At 60.5% G+C, this 14,212-nt stretch carries 9 protein-coding genes; 7 read left to right on the top strand and 2 right to left on the bottom strand.

The features are described from left to right. The first annotated feature begins 53 nt into the window (after window positions 1-53). The 5 genes from DQ393_RS14840 (at window position 54) to DQ393_RS33450 (ending at window position 4,522) form a co-directional block, all read left to right on the top strand. On the top strand, window positions 54-1,424 hold the full coding sequence (locus tag DQ393_RS14840; RefSeq protein WP_112340028.1) for an IS1182 family transposase: 1,371 nt from the start codon (window positions 54-56) through the stop codon (window positions 1,422-1,424). A gap of 324 nt (window positions 1,425-1,748) precedes the next feature. Beyond that, window positions 1,749-3,038: an Hsp70 family protein gene (locus tag DQ393_RS14835; RefSeq protein WP_112342543.1), complete on the top strand. Its 1,290-nt coding sequence runs from the start codon at window positions 1,749-1,751 to the stop codon at window positions 3,036-3,038. A 54-nt stretch (window positions 3,039-3,092) separates the two neighbouring features. Beyond that, on the top strand, window positions 3,093-3,977 hold the full coding sequence (locus DQ393_RS14830; RefSeq protein WP_112342542.1) for a uracil-DNA glycosylase: 885 nt from the start codon (window positions 3,093-3,095) through the stop codon (window positions 3,975-3,977). A gap of 138 nt (window positions 3,978-4,115) precedes the next feature. Beyond that, window positions 4,116-4,307: a hypothetical protein gene (locus DQ393_RS33840; protein WP_112342541.1), complete on the top strand. Its 192-nt coding sequence runs from the start codon at window positions 4,116-4,118 to the stop codon at window positions 4,305-4,307. 53 nt (window positions 4,308-4,360) lie between these two features. Beyond that, window positions 4,361-4,522: a hypothetical protein gene (locus DQ393_RS33450; protein ID WP_181592355.1), complete on the top strand. Its 162-nt coding sequence runs from the start codon at window positions 4,361-4,363 to the stop codon at window positions 4,520-4,522. Window positions 4,523-4,584: 62 nt separating this feature from the next. Here DQ393_RS33450 and DQ393_RS14820 read toward each other — a convergent pair whose 3' ends face one another. Next, entirely contained in the window at window positions 4,585-5,460 is an 876-nt protein-coding gene (locus DQ393_RS14820; protein ID WP_112342540.1) for a hypothetical protein, read from the bottom strand. Window positions 5,461-5,945: 485 nt separating this feature from the next. On the opposite strand from DQ393_RS14820, the gene pepN reads away from it, so the two are divergent. Then, the gene (gene pepN, locus DQ393_RS14815) at window positions 5,946-8,594 is read left to right on the top strand and encodes an aminopeptidase N (protein ID WP_112342539.1); all 2,649 of its coding nucleotides are present in this window, start codon (window positions 5,946-5,948) and stop codon (window positions 8,592-8,594) included. A gap of 229 nt (window positions 8,595-8,823) precedes the next feature. Then, the gene (locus DQ393_RS14810) at window positions 8,824-11,139 is read left to right on the top strand and encodes a PAS domain-containing sensor histidine kinase (protein WP_112342538.1); all 2,316 of its coding nucleotides are present in this window, start codon (window positions 8,824-8,826) and stop codon (window positions 11,137-11,139) included. Between the two features lie 99 nt (window positions 11,140-11,238). On the opposite strand, the gene DQ393_RS14805 is transcribed toward DQ393_RS14810, so the two are convergent. Next, entirely contained in the window at window positions 11,239-14,199 is a 2,961-nt protein-coding gene (locus tag DQ393_RS14805; RefSeq protein WP_112342537.1) for a bifunctional [glutamine synthetase] adenylyltransferase/[glutamine synthetase]-adenylyl-L-tyrosine phosphorylase, read from the bottom strand. Window positions 14,200-14,212: the final 13 nt, after the last annotated feature.

The following is a 14,212-nucleotide window of genomic DNA, read 5'->3' as shown; positions in this document are numbered from 1 at the left end:
CAGACTGCTGACAAACCTCTGGCGTCAGCCGGAGGTTTTTGATTCAATGGGACATGCTGAAGAAACCTGCTCCCGAACAGACGGCTCTCGAGATGGTGACGCTCGACAGTCTTGTGCCGAAGGATCACCTTCTGCGCCGAATAGACGCGGTGATCGACTTCTCGTTCATCCACGATCGCGTTGCCGGCTTGTACTGCGCCGACAATGGCCGCCCGCCGCTTGATCCGACGCTGATGTTCAAGGCGCTGTTCATCGGCTACCTCTACGGCATTCGCTCCGAGCGGCAGCTGGTGCGCGAGATCGAGGTCAATGTCGCCTATCGCTGGTTTCTCAGGATGAAGCTGACGGATGGCGTGTTCGATGCGTCGACCCTGTCGCAGAACCGCCGCCGACGCTTCAACGATACGTCGGTGGCCCAGGATATCTTCGACCACATCGTTGAACAGGCGGTTTCCCACGGGCTGGTGGACGGCACGGTACTCTATACGGACAGTACCCATCTGAAGGCCAATGCCAACAAGGGCAAATACGATCTGGCCATGATCGAGAAATCGCGTGCCGACTACTGGGCCGACCTCGACCGGGCGATCGACGCGGAGCGCAAGCTGCATGGCCAGAAGCCGCTGAAGGACGGGGAGCGCCAGGCCGAGATCAAGGAGACCAAGGTGTCGCGCACCGATCCCCAGAGCGGCTACATGGTGCGTGACGGCAAGCCGAAGGGCTTCTTCTATCTCGATCATCGCACGGTGGACGGCCGACATGCGATCATCACCGATACCCATGTGACGCCGGCCAACGTGCATGACAGCATCGTCTATCTCGGCAGGCTCGACCGGCAGTGCCAACGCTTCGGCTTCGATGTGAAGGCTGTCGGGCTGGATGCCGGCTATGCCACCTCAGGCATCGCCCAAGGCCTGGAGGACCGCGCCATCCTCGGTGTCACCGGCTATCGCAATCCGACCCCGCCCAAAGCCGGCATGATGCGCAAGAACAGCTTCGTCTACGATCAGCGAGCCGATGGCTATCGCTGTCCGCAAGGCCAGCTTCTCACCTACGCCACCACCGACCGCAACGGCTACAAGCATTACACATCCGATCCTGCCATCTGCGGCACCTGCCCGCTTCTGGCGTCGTGCACGTCCAACGGCAAGGCCATCCGCACCATCACCCGGCACGTTTGGGCCGATGCCCGCGAGCGCACCGACGGTCACCGTCTCACATCCTGGGGCAAGGCGATCTACAAAAGACGCAAGGAGACGGTCGAGCGTTCCTTTGCCGATGCCAAGCAGCTGCACGGCCATCGCTACGCCCGCTTCCGAAGTCTCATCAAAGTCCGATGCCAGTGCCTGATGGCCGCCGCAGCCCAGAACATCAAGAAGATCGCGATGGCGCTCACAAAGACACCCAAACCGAGCCTCGCATGAATCACAGGAGCAGGACCGATCTCCCTTCAATGCCGCAACCCAGGAAACAAACACACCAGAAATACAAAACCCCGCCAAAATTTGACGGGGTTTGTCAGCAGTCTGCGGGCGCCGAAAGGCGCCCATTCCTTTTCAAGCAAAGCGAAACGCATCGCCGGTGAAATACTGCCGGGGATGCCATAGCGGGTAAAAATAAAAGCACCCTTCCGGCTTGAACTTGAAGCTTAGCCATGTCATGACGCGCCCTCTTTGCGACAGGGCGCGTCAGCGTCTCACAGGGGCTCGGCCCCAATCCAGACAATTTCGACGGAAAGGAGTGCGGGCATGGCTCGGGCGCTTGGTTTCGACTTCGGCACGACGAACACGGTTCTAGCGATGGCCGATGGGTCCGCGACACAGTCGGTCGCCTTCCATAGTGCAGCCGGCACGGCCGACAGCATGCGCACGGCGCTCTCCTTCATGAAAGATCCGGGATTGGGCGCGACCGCGCTCAAGGTCGAGGCCGGGCATGCGGCGATCCGGCAATTCATCGACAACCCCGGCGACTGTCGCTTCCTGCAGTCGATCAAAACCTTTGCGGCGAGCGCCCTCTTCCAGGGCACGCTGATCTTCGCCAAGCGGCACAGCTTCGAGGATCTGATGGAGATCTTCGTGCGCCGCCTGCGCGCCTACGCGGGAGAGGGATGGCCCGAAAATGTTTCGCGCATCGTCACCGGTCGGCCGGTGCACTTTGCCGGCGCCAATCCAAACCCGGCCCTTGCGACGGAGCGCTACAACGCCGCTCTTGCACGGTTCGGCTTTCCCGAAATCCATTATGTCTATGAGCCGGTAGCGGCGGCCTTCTACTTCGCCCAGCATCTGAAGAAAGATGCGACCGTGCTGGTTGCCGACTTCGGCGGTGGTACGACCGACTATTCGATCATCCGCTTCGAAACGCATGCCGGAAAGCTGACGGCCACCCCCATCGGCCACTCGGGCGTCGGTATCGCCGGCGATCATTTCGATTTCAGGATGATCGACAACATCGTCTCGCCTGCGATCGGCAAGGGCAGCTTCTTCAAGAGCTTCGACAAGCTGCTGGAAGTACCGACCTCCTATTACGCCAATTTCGGGCGCTGGAACCAGCTTTCGATCTTCAAGACCTCGCGCGAATATGCCGATCTGAAGACACTCGTACGCAGCAGCCTGGAACCGGAAAAGCTGGAAACCTTCATCGAGCTCGTCGACCATGATGAGGGCTATCCGCTCTATCAGGCCGTATCGGCGACGAAGATGGCGCTTTCGCGCGAGGAAGAAGCCGAATTCAACTTTCCACCGCTCGGCAAGGCCGGCCGCAAGCATGTTCGCCGGGCCGATTTCGAGAGCTGGATCGCCGACGACCTCGCCCGCATCGAGAGTGCGCTGGACGACGTTCTGACGACCACGAAGACGTTGCCCGATTCGATCGACAAGGTGTTTCTGACCGGCGGCACCTCTTTCGTGCCGGCAGTTCGGCGCATCTTCACGGAACGCTTCGGCCAGGAGCGTATCGAAACGGGTGGCGAACTGCTATCGATCGCCCACGGTCTTGCCCTGATCGGCGAGCGCGACGATATCGCTCAGTGGACGGCCTGACATAGCACCCGCCCCGCTCTTTCGTTCCTGTGTCGCTTTGGCTAGAGTTCGCTAATGATTTCCGCCAGCGACCTCACCCCGGCCGAACTTGCCGCGCTTCTGCATTTTCATGCGGATGCCGGTGTCGATTGGCTGCTGGAAGAACAACCGGTGGATCGGTTTGCCGAATTCGAGGCCATGCGTGCCGCCAGGCAAGGCGCGCGCGGCGCGCAGCCCCGTGCTGAAGCTTCGGCACCTGCGACGCGGACGCAGCCGGAGCGTCGGCAGGCTGCAAAGCCGGCCGCACCTTCTGCCGCACAGCCGCGCGCCGCGCCCGCCATTCCCGATGAGCAGGCTGTGGAACAGGCGCGGTTCGCCGCCGAAAGTGCACGCTCGCTCAGCGAATTGAAAACCGCGATCGAAGCCTTCAATGGCTGCAATCTCAAGAATAGCGCCCGCTCGACGATCTTTGCGAGCGGTACCACGGAAGGCCGAATCATGGTGATCGGTCCGATGCCGAGCGCCGACGATGACAGGGAAGGCGCACCGTTTTCCGGCCGCGCCGGCCTGTTGCTGGACAAGATGCTGGCCGCCATCGGCCTGCAACGTGACGGGATTCTGCTCGCCAACGTCATTCCGTGGCGGCCGCCCGGCAACCGGGCGCCATCCGCGCCCGAAATCGAGATATGTCGTCCGTTCATAGAACGGCAGATCGCGCTCGCCGAGCCGAAGGCCTTGCTGCTGCTCGGCAATTTTACCGCCAGATACTTCTTCGGAGGGGGCGAAACCATTCACGGACTGCGCGGACAGTGGCGCGAATTAAGCATTCTTGGCCGGGCCGTGCCGGCAATCGCCAGTCTCCATCCGCAGGAACTGCTGACCGCACCGATCAACAAGCGCCTGGCTTGGAACGACCTGCTGGCCTTCAAACATTATATCGACGCCGAAATATTAGGCTGATTTTCGCCACAATTAACGAAAAATGACGCTAGCCATGCATTTTATGCATGGCAGTCTTCTGGCGTTGTGCATTGCGGAATCAATGTTGCGTTGCAATATAGAGTGGCGTCTTGGGAGGAATCGAAAGGAACCAAGGCCATGACTGCACGTTTGCGCCCTATTCACTGCGGGTTTGATACCCTACGCCGAGCCATCGAGCCCGTGCGCGCGATAAATGGACATCGCAATTTCGGCATCGCTGCCAATGAGCAGATGATCGCTCGAGGGACAGGTGTTTCGGCTCGCGTCAGCCGCCCGACGGCAATCTTCGCGGATTTCCGAACCTGCTGAACACAGGCGCCGCTGGCGCCGCAGCGTAGCGTTTGATTATCAGGAATTGTATCATGTTGTCCGGTTTTCGTTCACTCATCGCCTTATTCGATTCGGTCGGCCATATCGGCACCGCTGTGCGAGCTGCCGAGGAGTTTGAGCGCGCGCGCACCTTCCGCAAGGAGGAATGCCGCGAGACAGGTGCTGCGCGGGTATCGGCGAGCATCCCTCTTTGAAATTTCACGGGTGGATCCGCATCCCGTTGGCTGCCGCCTAACGGCCAAGCCAGCGCCGGCCTTTACTCGTCAATAGCGACAGCGGAGCGTCCCTGGGCCGATCGCGCCCAGGCAAAAGCCTCATCGATCGCGGCCAGCTTCACGGCTTGCCATCCGCAATATTCATCCAGAAAATTGCGCGACACCCACATACGAGTCTTTACCTCATCGTGCCAGCCAATATCCCCCCGCTCGGCCGACTTGCGCAACAGGCGCTGCAGATGGGTTCGCGATATCATGAAGTGGGCGGCCAGCGCCCGCGCATCCACGCGACCGATATCGATCCTGTCTCCCTCCTCGGTGAGATCCAGTTTCGATATGATGTGATCGACGACAAGGCCGCCGGCTTCCGTCCAAAGAAACAAGCCAATGCATTCGGGCGGTTCACGCCAGATTTCCATTTCCAGGCAATTGCGTGCCATGCGTGGCTGGGCAAGATCCATCAGTGCCGGTGAAGCGGCAAGAGCCGCAGCCCGCGCGCCGTCGTCAAGCAGATCGAGTGCGGTCAGGTTGGCAAGATACCAGCCGAACATCGCGGTGAAGCTCATCTCCGTCGGCACATAACGGCGCGGGCGGCGAACGGGGCCGGGAGCCAGTTCGAGGAAACGATAGGTCTGCAGCTCTTCGATGAAGCTCAAGACCGTATTGCGGCTGGCGACACGATACCGCGTGATGAGGTCTCGGAGCGCTACGACGGTCAACCCCGAGCCGGGAATGGCCGGGTCATGCTCAAGGTGAAGCGCATATGCCGTCTGTGTCAGAAGCCAGCGCTGATGCGAGGCGAGCATGCGCGCAATTCTCGGGCCATTGTCGTAACGGTTGCGCAGCGCCTCGGCAAGAAAGCGCAATGACGCAACGAATTTGGGATGGCGAGCAAGCTGCTCGATGGAAAAACTCAATCGGGCCTCCTTGGGGTGCCCATTTCAATCAGCGATAACAGGGATGTTTCATTTTTGTGAACAAGTTCACCGGAATCGATCATAATTCCGACATCTAATAGCATGCTATAGTTATGCAACCGCGCTTATATCGCAAGAGGTTAAACAAATAATTTACTTTAAATTATTGTTTCCTCGACTGAACAGCGGCCTTCGCCCGTAATGCCGCCATGATGATCCGTCTGAATGCGCGGGAATTATAACATCAGTTTGCAAATTGCAGGCGGAAATTAGCGCTTGATCAAGCCGATATCCATTAAAGAGTTGCATTCAACCTAAAATGACGACAGCCTGCCAAGCGAATACTTATTGTGCCATATCAAAACATATTGATGTCGTGACATGACTTTAACTTTGGTTCAGATTTCGATGTAATGATGCGACACCTCAGTCCGAGGGAGGCTTCGGACTGCACCCGCCATAGCTTAGCCTGATCAGGATAGACCATGCGAACAGACACCGGCCAGATCGTCAATCTGGCAGACTACCGTCCCACCGACTTCGTTCTGGAACGCGTGGACCTTACCTTCGATCTGCATCCAACCGAAACCAAGGTCGAAGCGCGGCTGATCTTCCACCGTCGCGAAGGCATCGATCCCAAGGCACCGCTCGTGCTCGATGGCGACGAACTGGTTCTGTCTGGGCTGCTGCTCGACCAGGGAGAACTTCCCGCCGAGCAATATGACGCCACGCCGGAGAGCCTGACCGTTCGCGATTTGCCGGAAAGCACGCCTTTCGAGCTGACGATCACGACCGTGATCAACCCGGAAGCCAACACGCAGCTGATGGGCCTCTACCGCACCGGCGGCATCTATTGCACGCAGTGCGAGGCCGAGGGCTTCCGTCGCATCACCTATTTCCCCGACCGGCCGGACGTTCTCGCGCCCTATACGGTCAATATCATCGCGGACAAGGCCGCCAATCCGCTGCTGCTGTCGAACGGCAATTTTCTCGGCGGCGCCGGCTATGGTGAAGGCAGGCATTTCGCCGCCTGGTTCGATCCGCATCCGAAGCCGAGCTATCTCTTCGCACTCGTCGCCGGCGACCTCGGCGTTGTCGAAGATACGTTCACCACTCTTTCCGGCCGCGAAGTGGCGCTGAAGATCTATGTCGAACATGGCAAGGAGCCGCGTGCCGCCTATGCCATGGACGCGCTGAAGCGCTCGATGAAGTGGGACGAAGAGCGGTTCGGCCGCGAATACGATCTCGACATCTTCATGATCGTCGCCGTATCGGACTTCAACATGGGCGCGATGGAGAACAAGGGGCTCAACGTCTTCAACGACAAATACGTGCTCGCCGATCCCGAGACGGCGACCGATGCCGACTATGCCAATATCGAAGCCATCATCGCCCACGAATATTTCCATAATTGGACCGGCAACCGCATCACCTGCCGCGACTGGTTCCAGCTCTGCCTCAAGGAAGGCCTGACCGTCTATCGCGATCACGAATTCTCGGCCGACCAGCGCTCGCGTCCCGTCAAGCGCATCGCCGAAGTCCGTCATCTCAAGTCAGAACAGTTTCCGGAGGACAGCGGGCCGCTCGCCCATCCCGTTCGGCCAACGACATATCGTGAAATCAACAACTTCTATACGACGACCGTCTACGAGAAGGGCAGCGAAGTCACGCGCATGATCGCAACCCTGCTCGGCCGCGATCTCTTCAAGAAGGGTATGGACCTCTATTTCGATCGGCACGACGGACAGGCCGTCACGATCGAAGATTTCATCAAGTGCTTCGAGGATGTCAGCGGCCGCGATCTCGCGCAGTTTTCGTTATGGTACCATCAGGCCGGGACGCCCCTTGTCACCGCATCCGGCGCCTATGATGCCGATGCCAAGACGTTCACTTTGTCGCTTGAGCAGATGGTGCCGGCAACGCCTGGTCAAACCGCCAAAAAGCCGATGCATATTCCGCTGCGCATGGGTCTGCTTGCCGAAGACGGCAGTCTCATCACACCAACATCCGTCATCGGTGCGGAGCTCACCGACGACGTGCTGCACCTGACGAAGCAGACGCAGACGGTGACGTTCCACGGCATTCCCTCGCGCCCGGTCCTGTCGCTCAATCGCAGCTTCTCGACGCCGATCAACCTGCAATTCAGCCAGGGCGCCCGCGATCTCGCGCTGATCGCCCGCTACGAGACCGATCATTTCGCCCGCTGGCAGGCGCTGACCGATCTCGGCTTGCCCAACCTCTTGCAGGCGGCGCGTGATGCACGCCAGGGCATCGATATCACCTGCGATTCAGCCTTCATCGATGCACTGCTTGCAGCGGCGGCCGACGAAAGCCTGGAGCCGGCATTCCGCGCGCAGGCGCTCGCGCTGCCGAGCGAGGCCGATATTGCCCGCGAACTCGGCGGCAACAACGATCCGGATGCCATTCACGCCGCGCGCCAGACAATCATCAAGCGGGTGGCCGAGGCCGGAAAACAGGTCTTCATCGCGCTTTATGATGAAATGCAGACGTCGGGCGCCTTCACGCCTGATGCAGCAAGCGCCGGCCGCCGCGCCTTGCGCAATGCGGCGCTGGGCTATCTGTCGCAGCTGGACGAGACGCCGGCGAGAGCGAAAGCCGCCTATGATGCCGCCAACAATATGACCGATCTCAGTGCGGCGCTCACCATTCTGGCGCAGCGCTTCCCGGATACGGCAGAGACGGCGGCCGCGCTTGCGCATTTCTGCGACCGCTTCGCAGACAATGCGCTCGTCATCGACAAGTGGTTCGCCATTCAGGCCGCAATCCCCGGCGCGGGCGCGCTGGAGCGCATTCGACTGCTGATGGAGACGCCGCTATTCAAGCACACCAATCCGAACCGCGTCCGCGCGCTGGTCGGTACCTTCGCCTTCGCAAACCCCACGGGTTTCGGCCGGGCCGACGGCGCCGGATACCATTTCCTGGCCGACGAAATTCTCGAGATCGATCCGCGCAATCCACAGCTCGCCGCCCGCATCCTGACAGCGATGCGCTCCTGGCGGCTGCTGGAGCCGGTGCGTGCCGACCATGCCCGCTCGGCACTGATGCGGATCGAACGCTCGAACAGCCTTTCGACCGACGTGCGCGACATCGTGGACCGCATCCTGAAGGAGTGACTGCGACCTCCCCGCATACCGATCTCAAAGGCTGATTTGCATCGGCCTTTTCATCTCAAACGAGTCCCGCATCTGCGCAACTTACCACTGCGTGTGCAAAACATATCGAAATCGCAGATGGTTAAGAAAGTTTTACCACACCCTCTGGACAAGCCGAATCACGAGTGATTCATTAAGGCAGATTCGGGCGAGCGGCGCAGCGAATCACACGAGGGACAAGGCTAAAGCAATGGTGGACGTGCGGCGGGCAACCGCGGCCGATGGACGGCTGCGTGTTAATTTCGACGGTCTGAAATCCTGGCATAGCGGCGTTACCGATCGAACCGGAGTGCGTGTGGAGGCGATTTCGCGTCACTTCCCGCAGACGGAACATATTCTCAAGCGCATCATTCCGGTTCTCATCGTTTCCTTCCTGATGGTCGTCGCCGCCTCGCATTTCTTCGGCATGGTGACCGAACATAGTCGGATGGCGGCGTCTGCCCGCCGCACGACTTCGCTTTCCATCGCCGCTGCATCCGCCGCCTTTTCGAACGATGCCAGCCTGTTCCAGGCCGGCGACCGCAGCAGCGCGGAGCGGAAGCTGGCCACCTTTTTACCGCAGGATCGACTGGACACCGGTGCATTCGTGCTGCTCGTGCAGTCGAGCGGACGGGTGTTCGGCTCGTCGGCCGCCGGCTCGAGCTATATCGGCATGCTGATCTCCGACTTCTTTCCTGAGGTATCGGCCATCCGCAATTTCGGCGACCATGCCGGCGTGATCGAAACCATGATTGGCGGCGAGCCCTATTATGCGGCGATTTCCCTGATCGGCGACAAGGGCGATTTCATTCTGTCGGCCGCATCGATGGATCAGATCGACAAGCTCTGGCGCGACGAACTCACGCTCAATGTCACGCTCTTTGCCGGCATCTCCTCCATCCTGCTCGTCATTCTCTATGCCTATTACACCCAGGTGAAGCGGGCTCGGGATGCGGATGAAATCTTCCTCGAATCGAACCTGCGCGTCGAGACGGCGCTTTCGCGCGGCCGCTGCGGTCTTTGGGATTTCGATTTCACCAGCCGCAAGTTCTTCTGGTCGCGCTCGATGTACGACATGCTCGGGCTACCAGCCGCCGACAAGCCGCTCGCCTTTACGGATGCGGCGCGGCTGATGCATCCGGATGACAATAGCCTTCATATGCTCGCCCGCTCCGTGACCCGCGGCAATGCCGGCCAGGTGGATCAGATCCTACGCATCCGCCACGCCAAGGGGCATTATGTCTGGATGCGCGCCCGCGCCCAGGTGATCCGCACCAACTCCGGCCGCGTGCACATGATCGGCATCGCCATGGACGTGACGGAACAGCACCGGCTGGCTCAGCGCTATGCCGAAGCCGATCAAAGACTGGCCGATGCCATCGAATGCACGTCCGAAGCCTTCGTGCTGTGGGACAAGAACGACCGCCTCGTCATGTGCAATGCGCATTTCCAGCAGGCTTACGGCCTGCCCGACAATGTGCTCGTGCCCGGCACGGAGCGCGCTGTCGTCAATGCCGCGGCAGCGCGGCCGGTCATCGAGCGACGCATCGTCGATCCCGGGCGCATCAGCCATTCGCAGACGACGGAAGTGCAGCTGGCCGATGAGCGCTGGCTGCAGATCAACGAGCGTCGCACCCGTGACGGCGGCCTCGTCTCCGTCGGTACTGATATCACGCAGCTGAAGCGCAATCAGGAGCGCCTTCGCGAGTCCGAGCGCCGGCTGATGGCGACGATCAACGATCTCTCCGCTTCGCGGCAGATCCTGGAACGGCAGAAGGCCGAGCTTTCGACCGCCAATGCCAACTACCTCGCGGAAAAAGAACGCGCCGAAGCGGCCAACAGGGCCAAGTCGGAGTTCCTCGCCAACATGTCGCATGAACTGCGCACGCCGCTCAACGCCATCCTCGGCTTCTCTGAGATCCTGCAGGACCAGATGTTCGGTCCGCTCGGCTCCGCCCGCTACAACGAATATGCCAAGGATATCCACGACAGCGGCAAGCATCTGCTTAACGTCATCAACGACATTCTCGACATGTCCAAGATCGAAGCCGGGCATATGAAGCTCTCGTGCGAGCAGATCAATCTGGCGCCGCTCATCGAGGAGTGCCTGCGTTTCACCCGCATCCCGGCCGCTCAGAAGAACATCCTCGTCGAGCAGAGCATTTCCTCGGAGATCAAGCTGAGTGCCGACCGCCGGGCAATGAAGCAGATCGTCCTCAATCTGCTCTCCAACGCCGTGAAATTCACCAATGACGGAGGCCGTATCGCGGTTCGCACGCGCAAGGTCGAAGATGCTGTCATGCTTGTCATCGCCGATACGGGCATCGGCATTCCGAAATCGGCCTTGAGCAAGATCGGCCAACCTTTTGAACAGGTGCAGAGCCAATATGCCAAGAGCAAGGGAGGCTCAGGGCTTGGGCTTGCCATTTCGAGATCGCTGACCGCGCTGCATCATGGCCGCATGCGCATCCGCTCCCGCGAGGGCATCGGCACGGTCATTGCGATCCGTATCCCGGATCAGCGCTAAAGCGCGTCGCGATCTTTCAGATTCGCTTCCGGCGCTTTACGTCCTTGATTTTGCGCATGTCGTTGTCGCAAACCGCTGCGTACTTTTGCGCGACATGCTTCAGCTTCCAACGGTTGCCTGAAATACCTTCCGCACCGCCTTCGACAACCGCTTCAGCTCCGCTTCCAAGGTGCGGATATCGGGGCAGTCGCCGGCACGGCAGACCAGCTCGACCAGTCCCGACGGCGCGTTCTGTGGATCGAACGAGCCGTCGATGCAGAGCCGGATGAGCTGCGACAGTTCCGTATAGAGATGTAAAGCTTCCAGGCAGACATCGAGATCATTGCGATCCATCAGGCTGGCGCCCAACAGTTTCAACGCTTCCGCCGTGCTGAGACCGTTCGCGTCGATGCCGACGCCATGCTCGGGTGCGATCAGCCGCAAATATTGCGCTGTGAATTCGATATCGATCAGGCCGCCGGGGATCAGCTTCAGGTCCCAGATGCTTTCGGGCGGCTTTTCCCGCTCGATCAGGCCGCGCATCTCGCGAACATCCCTGGCGATCTTGGCCGCATCTCTCTTTGCCGAGAGAACTTCGCCGATGATGCGCTCGGCATCGTTCACCAACGCCTCATCCCCACCGATCAGGCGTGCCCGCGAAAGCGCCATATGCTCCCAGGTCCAGGCCTCCGTCCGCTGATATTTCTCGAAGGAGTTGATGCGCGTGGCGACAGGCCCCTTGTTTCCGGAAGGGCGCAGGCGCATGTCCACCTCGTAGAGGATGCCTTCGGCGGTCGGCGCCGAGAGAGCAGCAATCAGACGCTGGGTAATGCGTGTGAAATAACGCGGGGCGTCGAGTGGCTTCGGTCCCGTCGATTCACCGGCCGCCTCGTCGTAGTCATAGAGCAGGATGATGTCGATGTCGGACCCCGCCGTCAGCTCGAAACTGCCGAGCTTGCCCATGCCGACGACAGCGATGCGACCGCCGGGATATTCGCCATGCGCCGCGCGGATTTCCTTCATCACGGCATCCAGCGCCGCTTCGACGATCAGATCGGCAAGGTAGGTGAAGGCTCGGGCCGCCATCTGCCCACCGATCGCGCCCGTCAGCAGGCGGATGCCGATCAGGAAGCGCTGTTCGGATGCGAAGATGCGCAGGCGGTCCAACACCTCCTCATAATGTCTTGCCGGCGCCAGGAAGCTGCTGATGCGCTCGGCCAGGTAATCGCGCGTCGGCAATTCGGCCATGAGGCCGGGGTCTAGCATGCCGTCGAAGACATGCGGCTTGGCCGCGATGATCTCGGCAAGACGCGGCGCCGAGGACATGATGTTGACGATGAGGGAAAGCAGCGCCGGATTGGTGCTGAGCAGTGAGAAGAGCTGGATGCCCGCCGGCAGGCCGGAAATGAAACTGTCGAAGCGCAACAGCGCCTCGTCGGCACGCTTGCTTTCGCCGAAGACACGCAACAGCTCGGGCGTCAGCTCCGTCAGCCGCTCGCGCGCTTCCACCGATTGGGTCGCGCGATATCGGCCATAGTGCCAGGTGCGGATCACATTGGCGATGTCGGATGGCCTTTCAAAGCCGAGGCGGCGAAGCGTCTCCAGCGTGTCGGGATCGTCGCCCTGGCCGGTGAAAACCAGGTTGCCCGTTCCGGACGACAGCTTCGTTTCCTGCTCGAACAGGCGCGCATAACGCCGCTCGACCGTTTTCAGCGTCGTCACCAGAGCCTCGGAGAAGGCCGTCACGTCGGCAAAACCCATCATGAAGACGATGCGCCGGAGCTCGGCATCGGTCTCCGGCAGCAGATGCGTCTGCTCGTCGCGCACCATCTGGATGCGATGTTCGACATTGCGCAGGAACCAGTAAGCCGATGTCAGCTCATCGCGGGTTTCCGCGTCGATCCATTTCGCCTCGGTCAATTCGGCGAGCGTTTGCTCCGTCGATCGGCAACGCAATGCCGGCATGCGGCCGCCGGCAATGAGCTGCTGCGTTTGCACGAAGAACTCGATCTCGCGAATGCCACCGCGGCCAAGCTTGACGTTGTGGCCTTTGACGGCGATCGCTCCGTGGCCCTTGTGCACATGGATCTGTCGCTTGATCGAATGAATGTCTGATATCGCCGCATAGTCCAGATATTTGCGGAAGACGAAGGGCACGAGATCGCGAATGAAAGCCTGGCCGGCGGCGATATCGCCAGCAACCGGACGCGCCTTGATGAAGGCCGCGCGCTCCCAGTTCTGCCCCCTGCCCTCGTAATAGATCATCGCCGCGTCCACAGGGATCGCCAGCGGTGTGGAGCCTGGATCGGGACGCAGGCGAAGATCGGTGCGGAACACATAACCATCCGCCGTGCGCTCCTGCAGGATGCGCACCAGCCGCCGCATCAGCCGCGGGAAGATATCGATGGCGTCATCCGGATCGGGCACGATGCCCGCCGTCTCGTCGAAGAAGACGACCAGATCGATGTCAGATGAGTAATTCAGCTCCTCGGCGCCGAGCTTGCCCATGCCGAGCACGATCAGCCCCGATTTCTGGCTCGGCGATGCGGGATCGGGGAGCGAAATCTTGCCGGCTTCGTGCGACGACAGCAGCAGATGATCGATCGCCGCCGAGATGGAAGCTTCGGCAAGTCTGCTCAGCCAAAGGGTTGTCGCCTTGCCATTGTAGATACCGGCGAGATCGGCGAGCGCGATCAGAAAGGCGGCGCGGCGCTTGACGATGCGCAGGCGGCTCATCACCTCGGATTCCGAAGGTGAAGGGCTAACCTCCTCAGCCGGCAACCAAGCGCGGCGGGCCTCTCCCACAAGTGCTTCGACCTGAGGCGACAGCGGTCTTTCGATAGCAGCCACCAGGAGCGACGGTTCGAGATTGGCGATCTCGCGCAGGTGCGGAGACAGGGTGAACGCAGCGACGACAAAATCCCGCAATGCGCTCTCCTCGGCGAGCAAGGCGGCGACGGCAGGCTCTGTCCCGCCGATCTGCTTGAGATCGGCAAGTGCTGACTTCGTCTCGGTCTGGTTCAAAGGCCGCAACCGCCCAGACGGAACATCCCGCAGCAAATCGCTTTGCGTCGTCGTCATGCAGCTCTCCCCA

The sequence above is a fragment of the Martinezella tropici genome, assembly GCF_003287875.1.
GTDB lineage: Bacteria > Pseudomonadota > Alphaproteobacteria > Rhizobiales > Rhizobiaceae > Rhizobium > Rhizobium tropici_C.
Note: the sequence above shows the minus strand (reverse complement) of the source record. Positions and strands in the feature narration are given on the sequence as shown.